The organism is Terriglobia bacterium, from assembly GCA_036496425.1.
Classification (GTDB): Bacteria; Acidobacteriota; Terriglobia; order 20CM-2-55-15; family 20CM-2-55-15; genus 20CM-2-55-15.
On sequence record DASXLG010000068.1, the window covers coordinates 36,354 to 49,086 of the forward strand.

General features: G+C 58.2%; 15 protein-coding genes. 6 read left to right on the top strand and 9 right to left on the bottom strand.

All coding sequences use genetic code 11. The features are described 5' to 3' along the window. Window positions 1-3 precede the first annotated feature (3 nt). From VGK48_04500 to VGK48_04510, 3 genes are all read right to left on the bottom strand, one after another. Window positions 4-900 carry an ABC transporter ATP-binding protein gene (locus VGK48_04500; GenBank protein HEY2380422.1) on the bottom strand — a complete coding sequence of 299 codons (897 nt, stop codon included), beginning with the start codon at window positions 898-900 and terminating at the stop codon, window positions 4-6. Then, entirely contained in the window at window positions 893-1,294 is a 402-nt protein-coding gene (locus tag VGK48_04505) for a GntR family transcriptional regulator (GenBank protein ID HEY2380423.1), read from the bottom strand. The genes VGK48_04500 and VGK48_04505 overlap by 8 nt, the downstream gene beginning before the upstream one ends. A 204-nt stretch (window positions 1,295-1,498) precedes the next feature. Beyond that, on the bottom strand, window positions 1,499-1,729 hold the full coding sequence (locus VGK48_04510; GenBank protein HEY2380424.1) for an AbrB/MazE/SpoVT family DNA-binding domain-containing protein: 231 nt from the start codon (window positions 1,727-1,729) through the stop codon (window positions 1,499-1,501). A gap of 121 nt (window positions 1,730-1,850) precedes the next feature. Here VGK48_04510 and VGK48_04515 point away from each other — a divergent pair, with 121 nt between their 5' ends. Then, a complete protein-coding gene (locus tag VGK48_04515; GenBank protein ID HEY2380425.1) occupies window positions 1,851-2,867 on the top strand; it encodes a hypothetical protein in 1,017 nt (338 codons plus the stop codon). On the opposite strand, the gene VGK48_04520 is transcribed toward VGK48_04515, so the two are convergent. After that, complete coding sequence (locus tag VGK48_04520; protein HEY2380426.1) at window positions 2,855-3,367, bottom strand: hypothetical protein; 513 nt, start codon at window positions 3,365-3,367, stop codon at window positions 2,855-2,857. The two genes, VGK48_04515 and VGK48_04520, sit on opposite strands and share 13 nt — an antisense overlap. A 51-nt stretch (window positions 3,368-3,418) precedes the next feature. Here VGK48_04520 and VGK48_04525 point away from each other — a divergent pair, with 51 nt between their 5' ends. Continuing rightward, window positions 3,419-4,054, top strand: coding sequence for a hypothetical protein (locus VGK48_04525; GenBank protein ID HEY2380427.1), 636 nt, complete (start codon window positions 3,419-3,421; stop codon window positions 4,052-4,054). 2 nt (window positions 4,055-4,056) lie between these two features. Here VGK48_04525 and VGK48_04530 read toward each other — a convergent pair whose 3' ends face one another. The 3 genes from VGK48_04530 to VGK48_04540 form a co-directional block, all read right to left on the bottom strand. Then, window positions 4,057-4,827, bottom strand: coding sequence for a hypothetical protein (locus tag VGK48_04530; GenBank protein HEY2380428.1), 771 nt, complete (start codon window positions 4,825-4,827; stop codon window positions 4,057-4,059). Window positions 4,828-4,978: 151 nt separating this feature from the next. Next, complete coding sequence (locus VGK48_04535; protein HEY2380429.1) at window positions 4,979-5,272, bottom strand: RNA-binding protein; 294 nt, start codon at window positions 5,270-5,272, stop codon at window positions 4,979-4,981. 122 nt (window positions 5,273-5,394) lie between these two features. Continuing rightward, window positions 5,395-6,378 carry a D-2-hydroxyacid dehydrogenase gene (locus tag VGK48_04540; GenBank protein ID HEY2380430.1) on the bottom strand — a complete coding sequence of 328 codons (984 nt, stop codon included), beginning with the start codon at window positions 6,376-6,378 and terminating at the stop codon, window positions 5,395-5,397. A gap of 5 nt (window positions 6,379-6,383) precedes the next feature. Between VGK48_04540 and VGK48_04545 the strand changes: the two genes are divergently transcribed. Both VGK48_04545 and VGK48_04550 read left to right on the top strand, forming a co-directional pair. Further along, window positions 6,384-6,722, top strand: a complete 339-nt coding sequence (locus VGK48_04545) for an ATP-dependent Clp protease adaptor ClpS (protein HEY2380431.1) — start codon at window positions 6,384-6,386, stop codon at window positions 6,720-6,722. A gap of 68 nt (window positions 6,723-6,790) precedes the next feature. Further along, a complete protein-coding gene (locus tag VGK48_04550) occupies window positions 6,791-8,338 on the top strand; it encodes a hypothetical protein (protein ID HEY2380432.1) in 1,548 nt (515 codons plus the stop codon). A 40-nt stretch (window positions 8,339-8,378) separates the two neighbouring features. On the opposite strand, the gene rnhA is transcribed toward VGK48_04550, so the two are convergent. Continuing rightward, window positions 8,379-8,849, bottom strand: coding sequence for a ribonuclease HI (gene rnhA / locus VGK48_04555; protein HEY2380433.1), 471 nt, complete (start codon window positions 8,847-8,849; stop codon window positions 8,379-8,381). Between the two features lie 5 nt (window positions 8,850-8,854). After that, window positions 8,855-9,733 (bottom strand): TIM barrel protein, encoded by an 879-nt coding sequence (locus VGK48_04560; GenBank protein HEY2380434.1) that lies wholly within the window; start codon window positions 9,731-9,733, stop codon window positions 8,855-8,857. A 19-nt stretch (window positions 9,734-9,752) separates the two neighbouring features. Between VGK48_04560 and VGK48_04565 the strand changes: the two genes are divergently transcribed. Beyond that, a complete protein-coding gene (locus VGK48_04565; GenBank protein HEY2380435.1) occupies window positions 9,753-10,103 on the top strand; it encodes a VOC family protein in 351 nt (116 codons plus the stop codon). Between the two features lie 216 nt (window positions 10,104-10,319). After that, window positions 10,320-12,728 (top strand): DUF1592 domain-containing protein, encoded by a 2,409-nt coding sequence (locus tag VGK48_04570; protein HEY2380436.1) that lies wholly within the window; start codon window positions 10,320-10,322, stop codon window positions 12,726-12,728. The last annotated feature ends 5 nt before the right edge of the window (window positions 12,729-12,733 follow it).

The following is a 12,733-nucleotide window of genomic DNA, read 5'->3' on the forward strand; positions in this document are numbered from 1 at the left end:
TTTTCAGCCCTGCAGCGCCGCCACGGTTGCCGGCAAGGGCACGCCCGCATGCGCCACGAAGATTTCGTTCAACGAAGCGGCTTCGTCATCGACGATGGTCGCGCCGAGATGTGCGACGCGCGCCGGATCGCAGATGATCGTCCATTCTCTGCCGGCTCCCGTGACGCTCCACGCGCCCGGCACGGCCGGCGGTTCGGCCTGCTGCCTATCGAAACGAAGCGCGATGCGGTGGTGCTGCGCTTTCACATCGTCGAGCCGTCCGCACAAAACGAGCTTTCCCTGATGCAGCATCGCAACGTGGTCGGACACCCGCTCGATTTCTTCAAGTAAGTGCGATGAGAAAAACACCGTGCGGCCCTCATCGCTGACGGTGCGGATGATCGCCGCCAGAATGTCGCTGCGGACAATCGGATCCAGACCGGAACTCGGCTCGTCCAACAGAAGCAGGTCGGGACGATGGGCCTGAGCGGCAAGCAATCCGAGTTTCGCGCGCTGGCCTTTCGAAAGCGTCCGGACACGGGAAGCCGGATCGAGGCCGAATTGCCGGCGCAGTTCTTCCGCGTATCCGTCATCCCATTTGGGATAAAACGCCCGGATATAGCGGACGAACTCGTCGACGCGCATCCAATCGGGCAGGTCCGGCTGCTCCGACAGATAACCAATGCTTCCGAGCACTCGCACGGGTTCCGCCACCGGATTCATGCCGAACACCCGCACGGTACCGTGTTCCGCTCGAAGCAAACCAAGAATGTGCTTGATTAGAGTCGTCTTTCCTGCCCCGTTTTCGCCGACCAGGCCGAACACGCTGCCGCGAGGCACATCGAATGAAACCTGATTCAAGGCCGGCTTCGCTCCGAACTTGCGGGACAAATTTGTAATCGACACCGGATATTCAGGCACGTTTCCTCCCGGTCGGCTTGCGCGCCCGCCGGAACCCCAGCGCGTTCTCCACCAGGCGGCGGATTTCCTCTTCAGTGAGGTGGAAGGATTCAAGCCGGTCCATCGCGGAGTCCACCACACCTTGGGCCTTTTGCATGAGCTTCGCGCGGGCGACCATCGAATCCTGAATGAAAGCGCCCGAACCGTGCTTCAGATCGATGATCCCCTCGTGCTCCAGCTCCCGATAAGCCCGGGCGACGGTATTGGGATTGATCAACAAGTCTTCCGCCATCTGACGGACACTCGGAAGCTGCTCTCCGGCCCGTATCGTGCCGGTGTCGATGGCATGCTTCACCTGCTCCATCAACTGGAGATAAAGCGGTACGCCCGAAGCGGGATTCAATTGCAGATTCATACTGTATGCTCAGATAACACAGTATACAGATGAGGGTCAAGAGACTTGTTTTTAGAGTTCACTGCAGCGTATGCGGGAGGACCGCCTACTCGATTCTTTCCGAGCCTTGGGATAATTGCGCAAATTCATTGCGCGGCTTGGGCTATCGCGCGGTTCGGCGAGCGCTTTGTCGGTTCGCCAGGATATCGCTGTCCACAAGGTACTTCACAGGGAACCGGTGGTCTCGGACTCGATCGCGACAAAGAAGCCCTTTCCTGGACATGCCAGGAGCCAATCCACGATTCCCTCGTTGGGTACTGGAGTGGTTCGCACGAGCCTGTACTCCCCGCGGTCCAGCCGCTCTACTTCGAATTCCTGGCCCGCCTGAACATCATCCTGCTGCCGGTATTCAGCCGGCAGGACGATTTGCCCTTTCGAAGAGATGGTTGTCTTCACGGAAGTAAAAAACAAATGTCTTCCATTGTTTCCGCCGATTACCGAAAAATAATATGAATGAAAACCCGGCGGCCCTGCATGGAAAACTCCTTGTCCGGCGGGTGATGGTATAACAAATTCCGTGCGTCTTGCGCTTCTTGTATTCCTTCTTTTCCCCTCCGTGGCATCCGCCCAGGAAACGGTGGGAATCCTCGGCAACACCGGGCTATGGAAGGTCCTCACGACGGACACACTGCCGTCCGGCAAGGCAGCGTTCGGAACCTGGTACGACCGAATCAATCGCAATCCCGGCGATCTGACCATCAGCACGACCGGTTTTTCGGCGGCGGTGGGCATCGGACGAAACTTCGAAGCCGGAGCCGCATTCGAAGTGAACAAGCACGTCCTGGCCGGACGGCAGGATCAACTGAGTTTTGGCCAGCAGGCGCTTGGCCTCTTCGGCGATCAGACACCTGGATCGCCGCCTCTTCCAAATGAACGCGCCGCTGGAAGCAGCCGCATGCCGCAATTGCGTTCACCTGCAACAACGCAGGGTCCGCTCACGGGCGCGGCGGGATACTACGATCTGCTGCCGTTTGCCGGTTTCGTGCGGGAAGGCAGCGGCGTCGGCCAAATAACAGCAGGCGGAAAGTGGAGACTGCTTTCTGAAGCCACGGGCGCGCCGCTCGGCTTGGCGGTGCATGCGCATCTGGATATTCCGATCCGCAAAGGCATCGACTACCTGCTGACTCACCCGGCCGGAACCGCCGACTTGCAGTTCGGCTTCGACGGCATTCTCAGCAGGCGTCTGGCTGATGCCGCCGGTTTGTATTGGAATTTCGGATATCGGCATATCGACCAGCCGGTCCACAACAGCGTGGTTCAACTCGCGGATGAGGCGCCACTGGGCTTCGGTTGGAACGTTCCAAGGACCGGCCGAATTCAGTTCGTGGGTGAAGCCACAGCCGAGGTCTTAATCGGAGAACACACGTCCAATACAACATTCGGCGCAGCGGATCCGGTAGACCTGACGCTCGGATTTCGTGTCGAGGTGGTCCCGCGAATGATCGTCAGCGGAGGCTATCGCCGGCCGGTAAATCAATATGGTGGAGACAGGAACGGATTCGTAATCCAGGCGGGGTTTACTCAGTCCAGATAAAAATCCCACTTCATGCTCTTGATCTTGTTGCCATCGAACATGACATGGATTTTGTCGTCGTACACGCACTCGTAACACCCGTAGACGGATTCCGCGGGACGATCGATATCCGGCTTGCCCAGAAGCCGGAGCATGTCGTCGCGAGTGCTGCCGATCCGTAATTTTGCGGGGAACTGCCAACGATTGTCACTGAGTTCGATGCTGGAAATCACGCTATGGCTGCCGTCCGTGTCCTGACGTAATTCGACGACGAGGCCGGCAAAACGGAGCGTCGTCAGGCGGTGGCCTTTCACCTGATTCTCTGAAACGGAAACCGGCTTCCCCAGGACTTTTTCGGCCTCGGCTCGGGTCATTTCGCGCCCGAGGGGGAATCCCTTCGAGATCAACTCATCCACGGCGGGCGCGGTGGCCGGCCGGGGCTGCAGCGAAGACTGCGGTACAAGAAACAGAACGCTCAGCGTTGTTGAGGCCATCAAAGAGGAAACAATTCCATTCAGCATTCTTTTGACATCCGTTTGGGGCATTTTATGCCTAAAATCTTCGTGCGACCTATGAAGCCCAAAATATTTATCGCCATCGTGTTCGTGTTCTTCGTTGTGGCCACAAGCATATCAACAGTGGCCCAGGAAACCGTCTATCCGATCCCGCCGAATTCCGATCCTCCGGCCCTGCTGACGGAGGATCACTACGCGTTCGTTGTCGAGAGATCGTTCGAATACAAGCTGACGTTCGGTTACCCCTCGATGGATAAGGCGTGGTTTATTCCGGGCACGAAAACGCGGCTGGTGGTGTTGTGGCTGAAAGTCGAAAACGAGTCCGATAATCCGCTCAAGCTGGACGTCAGCAAATTCATCAGCACCGATGACACGGGGAAAACCTACACACCTCTCACTGCGGATGAAGCATTCAACCGCATCATGGCAGGCGTGGCCACGACAGAACCTACGATCGCGAGTAAAACCTTAAAAGGGATTTCGTTCGGGAAAGCCGGCAACAAGGTAACGGCGGAGCAGATCAAAGAGGACGTCGCCCGGTACGCTCTCCTGAGCGGCACGCTTCCGCCGAGAAGCGTAAAGGATGGTCTGATTTACTTCGATCCGCCGAAGAAAAAGAAGTTCATGCTCACCGTCAACCTCGGGGATCTTTGGGCGAGGCCCTTCGTCTTTTCAACGTCGAAGCCGAAATAACGTTACAGCCCGGACTTGGCAACGGTGACCACACCGACGGTGTTGTAGTCGTAGCGGATCTGCATCACCACGGTTCCGAACAGCCGTACATCGCTGGAAGACTCGACCTTATCCGTCAACCAAACGCCGGCGTCGTTCAGGCGCCGGAAGTGCCAGTCGACTTCGGCGTGAGAAATCCACATCGAGACGTGTTTGGAAGGAATGCCGTGAACTCTGCTCACAGCGTAATCTTCGGCATCCAGCCAGACATCGCCTTCGATCAGAAACTTGTCGGGGCGCCGCGGTTTCACAGACATGTGCCAGCACGGACGCCCGTCGCAGGCGTCGGAGCCGATCAGCGTGAATTGATAGTTCCGGGGGATAAGGTCGGCTTGATCGTTCGAAGAAAGCTCGGACTCGGCCAGCAGAATCTTTTCGAACACGTGCTCACGAATGAAGGCGGAGCCGTCCTGGCGGACGACGATCGACTGCATCGGACCAGGCGAACGAAATGTCGTCTCGACCTCGAGAGTGGAGTCGATATTGAAACGTGTGTTTGTGGCATGGAAGAGCCGGTGAGCCTGATACTCCCTAAGCGACGTATCCTGCCACTTGCGGTGAGCCATCATGCGCGACAACAGCTCGCTCAAAAATAACTGCGTTTTGCCGCTCGCGTTCGCGAGCATTTGCGGCATGGAATCCGCTTCGATTGGATATCCAATGACGCCGGCAAACGCCCAGCCCATCAGAGTAAGCGCGCTACCTCCAACGATTGCCGCCAACCGCTTCCACATAAAGCCTGAAACGAGCACGCGGGATACCAGGAAAAGGAGGAGCCGCAACCGCTGATCTCAGGCGGATCTGAAAATCCGCAGACAGATCAGCGGTTACGCTCATTCCACTTGTGGCCTCGCGGCACTCGGCGTTTGGCACGCTACGCCACATTCAGGCCGTTTGGCGAACGGGGGTAGCCCAACTGATGGTCAAGACGCGGCCCGCGAATTCCCTTCCATTCAATGACCGTACGGCCATCTCTGCAAGCCCGTCTTCTTCGAGCTCGACGAAACCAAATCCGCGTGGTTTGTTGGTTGCGCGGTCCTGGATAATCTCCACAGACCGTGTCCTGAATCCTTGTGAAACAAACCACTCGCCTAACGCCTGCTCGGTTTTGCTAAAAGGTATGTTGCCCACAAACAGTCGGTTCAAATCGCACCTCCAATGAGATTTGAATATGAACACCTCACGTTTTATCGGGTATCGAGCATCCTCCGAGATGCGTGTAGGACTAATGACCCGGGAGATTTACCTACTTTTAATCTGTGCCCCAAAGAGGAACCTGCGGGCGGAACTCAACTACCACTTCAATATCCAGCGTTACAATCCACTTCATTCACCAACGGCTCACCACGTTGAAAACGCAGAAGATTCTCGCTGAAAAGAGCAATGACCTCATCCCAGTGGTCCGGGCGGAGGCCAGAGGAATGCGGCGAAACGATGACGTTAGGCAGGTCCCACAACGGACTGGCCGCATCCAGCGGCTCGCGCTCAAAAACATCCAAGACGGCGCCGCCGAGACGGCCGCTCTGGAGGGCCGTCATCATAGCGGATTCATCGACGATCTTCGCCCGCGCCACATTTATAAGTATGGCGCCCGGATTCATCAGCGCGAGATGTTCCGCCCGGATCATCCGGTCCGTCTCTCGAATGAATGGGGCCGAGATAACCAGGACATCCGAGCCGCGCAAAGCTTCGTCCAGTTGCTTTCCACTCACGATCCGATCCACGAACGGCGGGACCGGCTGATCGAGACGCCTGCGGATTCCCGTCACACTCATGCCGAAGGCGTGGGCCCGTCGCGCCACTTCCTGACCGATGGTGCCGAAGCCAAGGATCGTCATCTTGCGGCCTTTCAAGCTCCACGGCCAGGCGGCGCTCGAAAGCTCATTCTGAATCCAGCGGCGCTCACGCTGGGCTTCCAACATGAGATTGAAGCGGCGCGAAAGCAGAAGGAGGCCGCCCATCACGTGCTCCGCAATCGGCGCAGCCTGAATCCCTCGGGAGTTGCTCACGGCGATTCGACGCGCGGCCAGTTCCTGCAGCGGCAGGATACCGACCGCCGCGGCAGTCGAATGAACCCATCGCAATCGCGGCGCCCGCTCGACCATCGCGGCCGACAACCGGGAAGCCAGAGCCACGTCTGCCGTTTGAATCGCCTCTGCTGCGTCGTTGTCGGTCAGCGCATGTGTAAACGTGAATTCCGGAAACCGTTCCCGCAGACGCCGGATCTGCGACTCGGGAACCCGCCAAAATTCAACCGGCCACACTGTAAATACAAGAACGTTCATGCTCGATGAGTAAAATAATGGAAATGGGCCGCGAAGCGCTAGATACCGAACTCGAGAACACGACAAAAGACGAACTTGGCAAGATGTACCACGTCATCATTCTCAATGATGACGAGCACAGCTTCGACTACGTTATCGAAATGCTGCAGGCCGTTTTCAACATGCCTTACGGCACGGCGATGGCACGCACCGCCGAAGCCGATACGACCGGCAGCGCGATCGTCCTCACCACAAACCTCGAGGAAGCCGAACAGAAGCGGGACCAGGTTCACGCCTACGGCCCGGACTGGCGCATGCCGAACAGCCGCGGGTCGGTGGCGGCCCTGGTTGAACCCGCGGATTAAACGGCTTGGCCTGTAGGCCAGGGTCCTCGCGACGCAGTACGATTAACAGCTCACGTATACTGTCGTCCATGCGTCCCGCGCTCATCGTCGTTGCGTTGGTCCTTGCGCTGGTTCCGGTGTTGGCGCAGGCGCCCGGCGCATCCTATAGCGACTCGATCGTCATCGCGCCGCTGTACATCGAATACGCGAAGGTCTCGGATCAGAAGTTTGCCGCCGAGGCCCAGCGATTACGCCGCGATCTTGGCCAGGCGCCGCACGTGCTGCTTGGGTTTTCCGCGTTTCTGTCTCTCGAATACAACGCCGAACCCGACCTCCGGCAAGCGATCGACAAATCGATTCTCGCGCCGACCCTCCGAGAAACCGATCTTGTGGTGCAACGAGCCTTGAAGAACGGCCTGATCACACATGTGGCCCTCACGACCGGTTTCTTTCACGGCTGGAACGGATTGCGGGAGGCCGCGATCCGGCAGGACGTCCGCAACGCGCAATGGTTCGCGGACGGCTGGATCGGCCGCCCGGCAGAGCTGACCAATCCTGAAGTTGTCCCGCGTTCCGTCTGGTTGACTCCATCACGCTACGCGCGCGAGCTCCACAGCCGGATGGAAGAAAGCGTTCGCATCGTGGCAAGCCATCTTGCGGGTGTGATGGAAGCGGCGCCCGCTACGCTGGTCAGCGTCAGCGGCGATGGCGAAGTGGAACTGAGCTGGGAACGGAATCTCGGAGAGGGCGCCGTCGGGCAAAACACCACCGACGTTCTGTACACGGATTACAGTCCTTTTGCTGTCGCGGAGTTCAGGGATTCGCTCCGATTTCCCAAGTATGCGGGCGATCACACGCCCGATACCGACGACGACCACAATGGCCACACGCTCAACAGCGACTATCGGCAACACTTTACAACCTGGGACCTGAAGTATTTCAACGACAGCGGTCCGATATCGTTTGCAGCGTATGTCGCGCTTTCGAGCAAGCTGCCGATATCGGCTCCATACTTCAAAGCCGGCGGATTCGATGCTCCGCGCTCGGCAAACCCTGGCGATCCTTTCTGGAAAGCGTGGATCGCGTTCCGCCGACAGATGGTCAGCAATTATGTTCGCGACTTCGCGCAGTGGGTGACGACGGCGGCGAGCCCGTCGGGCTTCAAGATTCCGTCCGACCGTTATTATTCGCACCAGATTCCGGCGGACTACCTGTTCGAGCAGCCGGACAACATCCGGCTCCGCACCTCCGCAAGTCCGGCTGAAAGCGGATTCATCGCGCCCTTCGGCGGCTCCGGAGTGACGGCCTATAACATCTTCGACGGCAAACGGCACCTGAGAACGGCCACGCCCTTGCTATTCTCCCAGCTTGCCAAAAGAAGCCGCAACTGGGCTGTACTGGAATATAACCCCTCGATGCCTTTGCAAACGGGCACTCCACCCAGCAGTGATCTCGATTACTACGATCGGCAGCTCCGACTTCTATATAGCTATCGACCTCATGTCGTCGTCCCATTTGCATGGACGGAACTGCCCGATCACATCCAGGAATCGATAAACGGGAAACCCTTCGAGCGGGCGCTTGCGCGCTTCATCAAAGAAATCGGCAATATGCCTTGGGCGCCGGCGGGGAAGTAATCTATTACGCCAATGATGCAATGATCCAATATTCTTGTGGTTACTTCCCTTTTTCAAAGATGGAGTCGATCGGAAGGCCCTGCCCGCGTAGCGCTTCGCCGGCGAGGCGATCGCAGCATTCGTTCTCCGCATGGCCGTTGTGACCGCGGATCCATTCGAACTTCACGGCGTGGTTGTCGCAAAGCTTCAGCAGGTCTTCCCACAGATCGACGTTTTCGGCGGGGCGTTTGTTGCTGAGAATCCAGCCTTTCGATTTCCACCGCCGGGCCCATCCCTTGCTGATTCCGTTGACGACGTATTGAGAGTCGCTGAACAGCGTGACGTCGCAAGGTTCCTTCAGTGCCCGTAATCCTTGAATCGCGGCGGTGAGTTCCATTCGATTATTTGTTGTGTGACGAAATCCGCCGGAGAATTCCCTGCGTTGTTCCCCGTAAACGAGAACAATTCCGTAACCGCCGGGGCCGGGATTCGGGGAGCATCCGCCGTCGGTGTATATCGTTACTTTTTTCATCGGGCCTAGACGTTCAGGATTTCGAAACAGGCTTCCAGGCTCTTGATCGGATCGCGGCCGGCAGTGGGCCTGAATTCATGGGCGATGAATCCGCTGTATCCGAGATCCGCGATCGCGTTCGCTACGAACCGGTAGTTGACTTCCTGGTTGTCGTCAATCTCGTTGCGGCTGGGCACGCCGGCGACGTGGAAGTGGCAGATCTTGTCGAAATTGTCTTTGATGTTGCGCGTCAGGTCGCCGTCGGCGATCTGAACGTGGTAGCAATCGAACAGAATCTTCACGCGCGGCGAATTCACCTTTTTGCAAACATCCAGCCCCCAGGCCAGGTGGTTGAAGATCTGGTCGGTGCGCTGATCCGCCGCGACTTTGGCGTTGGTGATCTCCATGCAGAGAGTGACGTTCTTCTGCTCGGCGTAGCCCTTGACGCGGTTGAAAATCGCGACGGCGTTGTCGGCGCCTTCTTCGGCGGACATGCCGCGGCGTTCACCGGGAATCGCGATGAGGGTCGGGCATCCGACCTGGGCGCACAAATCGATACCTTTATGGAACTCCGCTTCGAACTGGTCGTGCATCTCTTTGCGGATCAGACCATTCTGAAAATTCGTCCCCGAGCCGGTCATCAGCGCCGGCGTCAAGCCGTTATCCCGCAGGATCGAGATCTGCTGGGCCGTCGGAAGATCCACGCCCTTGAAGCCGATGCGAGCGAGCGTTTTGCAGCGTTCTTCAAACGACAGTTTCGAGGTACCCCAGACGGAACTCATAACGCTCTGCTTGAGACGGCCACGCCTGGCAGTTGCTGCCGGGGCCTGGGCGGATAACGTGATCGGAGACGCCGCAACAAGGCTGGCGCCAGCCACAGTGGAGAGAAATTCTCTGCGTTTCATGTGCGCATTATACTGAGACATGTCAAAAATCACACTGGTTACATTGGGCGTTAGCGATGTCGCCCGGTCTGTTGCTTTTTACCGGGAAAAGGCCGGATTTGACCTTCAGGGGCAGATGGAACAGTTTGCGTTCTTCGGCGCGGGTGCCATTAATCTGATGCTGAAGGGCGGGTTGCGGAGGCCGAATGCCCCGCTCACGGGTGCCATGGAGTTGGTCATCGCGGCGGAAAGCGTCACGGCCAAACATAAGGAACTGACCGACCGGGGCTGCACGTTTATCAATGAACCGCGGCCGGTTACGGGCGATTCCTGGGCCGCAACGTTTACGGATCCGGACGGGCACTGGCTGACGCTTTTCGGCCCGAAATAGGGCATTGGGCAAAAACTCGATTTCACGATGGTGTGCGAGCGACCCCCTGCCGCCTTCGGCGGCTCTCCCCCTGTATCAGGGGGAGAGTCTACCTGTCCCCCTGATACAGGGGGACAGCCCGGCGCAAGCCGGGCAGGGGGTCGCTCACACACCATCGTGAAATCGATGTTTTTGCCGCTTTTGCGCCCGGTCCCTCTTTGATAAGCTTAGGCGCAAATGAGACTCATAATACGGTCCTTATTTGTCGTGTTGGGGTGTTGTCTCGTTGTGTCAGCCATGCCGCAGCAGGCACCGGCTTCGTCTTCAGCTGCAGCCGCGGCGGCTGCGCCTTATCGCGCCCTGCTCGATCAGTATTGCGTCACCTGCCATAACGATCGCGCAAAGACCGCCGGTCTCATGCTCGACAAAATGGACGTCGACCACCCCGGCGTGGGTGCGGAAACCTGGGAAAAAGTCATCCGCAAACTCCGCGGCGGAATGATGCCTCCGCAGGGCCGTCCCCGGCCTTCCAGTGACGACGTCTACAAGCTGGTCTCATACCTGGAAACGTCCCTCGACCGAGCCGAAGCGAACAAACCCAGTCCCGGCCGGGCCGCCATCCATCGGCTGAACCGGACCGAGTATGGCAATGCGATCCGCGATCTGCTTGCGCTGGACGTCGACGTCACGGATCTGCTACCGGCAGACGACGAAAGCAACGGCTTCGACAACATAGCGGATGTCTTGAAGCTTTCGCCCTCTCTGCTCGAACAATATCTGACGGCGTCGCGAAAAATCAGCAGCCTGGCAGTGGGCGATCCTGCCCAGCCGGCCGTGACTCAGGTTTTCAGAACAGCGCCGGATCTGGCGCAGGATGAACACGTCGAAGGCCTGCCTCTCGGCACGCGGGGCGGCCTGTTGATCCATCAGAATTTCCCTCTCGACGGGCAGTACGACTTCCGGGTGTTCCTGCTTCGCAATATCGTCGGTTACATGAAGGGCCTGGAGTGGCCGCACCAGCTCGAGATCACCATCGACGGCGAGCGCGTCTTCATCGCGCCGGTGGGCGGCGAAGACGATAACAAAATGTCGGACGCGAACTTCGCGGCCGCCGCCGATACGATCGATGCGCGACTGAAAACGCGCATTGCTGTCAAGGCGGGACCGCACAACGTCGGCGTCGCATTTCTGCGCAAGAATTCGGCGGAGTACGACGAACCGCTCGAGCCGCACACTCGTGATCATGACCTTCAGAACATGAATGGAACGCCGATCATCGAGCGTGTCGATATGACCGGTCCACTGGAGCCCACAGGCCCGGGCGATACACCAAGCCGCCGCCGCATCTTCATTTGCCGGCCTGCGACTGCAGCCGCCGCCGCCGAAACGGCGTGCGCGAGAAAAATACTCTCGGCGCTGGCGCGGCGAGCCTATCGCCAGCCGGTCAGCGATGCCGATGGCGACGTCCTGATGAAGTTCTATGAATTGGGCCGCAGGAATCGAACATTCGAAAGCGGCATTGAGAACGCTCTGGCGTTCGTTCTGACGGCTCCCAAGTTCCTGTTCCGGACGGAATCCGATCCGCCCAATGCCACGGCAGGCGGGGCCTATCGCGTCAGCGACATCGAATTGGCATCGCGCCTCTCATTTTTCTTGTGGAGCAGCATTCCAGACGACGAACTTCTGAATGTCGCGAGCCAGGGCAAGCTCAAAGACCCGGTAGTCCTGGATCAGCAGGTCAAGCGGATGCTCGCCGATCCGAAATCCAAAGAGCTCGTTCGCAACTTCGCCGGCCAATGGCTTTTTTTGAGAAATCTCCAGAGTTCCAAGCCCGACGGTCACGAGTATCCCAACTTCGACGACAATCTGAGGCAGGCTTTCCGCCAGGAAACCGAAATGTTTTTCGACAGCGTCCTGCGCGAAAATCGGAGCGTTCTCGACCTGCTCAATGCGAATTACACCTTCGTCAACGAGCGGCTTGCGAAGCACTACGGGATTCCGAATGTCTATGGAACGCAATTCCGCAGAGTGACCTTGACGGACCAGACGCGAATGGGATTGCTCGGCCAGGGAAGTGTTCTGACGGTCACGTCATATCCAAACCGAACGTCGCCGGTGCTCCGTGGAAAGTGGATTCTGGAAAACATTCTCGGCACACCGCCGCCACCGCCGCCACCGAATGTCCCGCCTTTGAAGGAAAATGAAGAAGGCACGAAACCGAAGTCGGTGAGGGAACTGATGGAAGACCATCGCCGGAATCCGGCTTGTGCCGGGTGCCATGCCGTGATGGATCCGCTCGGCTTTTCGCTCGAAAATTTCGACGGCGTCGGCGAGTGGCGCACAAAAGATCAGTCGGGACCGATCGATGCGTCAGGCCAGCTGGCCGACGGCACCAAGGTCGAAGGCCCGGTAACGCTGCGCCAGGCTTTGATGAAACACCCGGAGCAGTTTGCCGGAACCGTCACGGAAAAAATGATGACGTACGCGCTGGGCCGCGGCCTCGAGTACTACGACATGCCGGTCGTGCGCAGCATCGTGCATGACTCGGCCAAAAACGATTACAGATTGTCTTCGATCATTATCGATATCGTGAAGAGCACTCCATTTCAAATGAGGAAATCGCAAGCAGCAGCCGAACTCAATTGAGGACG

What these genes read in the sequence shown, in the direction of transcription:
- VGK48_04565 (HEY2380435.1), top strand. Translation starts at nt 9,753, where the DNA reads ATGTCAAAAATCACACTGGTTACATTGGGCGTTAGCGATGTCGCCCGG.
- VGK48_04560 (HEY2380434.1), bottom strand. Translation starts at nt 9,733, where the DNA reads ATGAAACGCAGAGAATTTCTCTCCACTGTGGCTGGCGCCAGCCTTGTT.
- VGK48_04525 (HEY2380427.1), top strand. Translation starts at nt 3,419, where the DNA reads ATGAAGCCCAAAATATTTATCGCCATCGTGTTCGTGTTCTTCGTTGTG.
- VGK48_04545 (HEY2380431.1), top strand. Translation starts at nt 6,384, where the DNA reads ATGAGTAAAATAATGGAAATGGGCCGCGAAGCGCTAGATACCGAACTC.
- VGK48_04505 (HEY2380423.1), bottom strand. Translation starts at nt 1,294, where the DNA reads ATGAATCTGCAATTGAATCCCGCTTCGGGCGTACCGCTTTATCTCCAG.
- VGK48_04530 (HEY2380428.1), bottom strand. Translation starts at nt 4,827, where the DNA reads ATGTGGAAGCGGTTGGCGGCAATCGTTGGAGGTAGCGCGCTTACTCTG.
- VGK48_04540 (HEY2380430.1), bottom strand. Translation starts at nt 6,378, where the DNA reads ATGAACGTTCTTGTATTTACAGTGTGGCCGGTTGAATTTTGGCGGGTT.
- VGK48_04570 (HEY2380436.1), top strand. Translation starts at nt 10,320, where the DNA reads ATGAGACTCATAATACGGTCCTTATTTGTCGTGTTGGGGTGTTGTCTC.
- VGK48_04520 (HEY2380426.1), bottom strand. Translation starts at nt 3,367, where the DNA reads ATGCTGAATGGAATTGTTTCCTCTTTGATGGCCTCAACAACGCTGAGC.
- VGK48_04550 (HEY2380432.1), top strand. Translation starts at nt 6,791, where the DNA reads ATGCGTCCCGCGCTCATCGTCGTTGCGTTGGTCCTTGCGCTGGTTCCG.
- rnhA (HEY2380433.1), bottom strand. Translation starts at nt 8,849, where the DNA reads ATGAAAAAAGTAACGATATACACCGACGGCGGATGCTCCCCGAATCCC.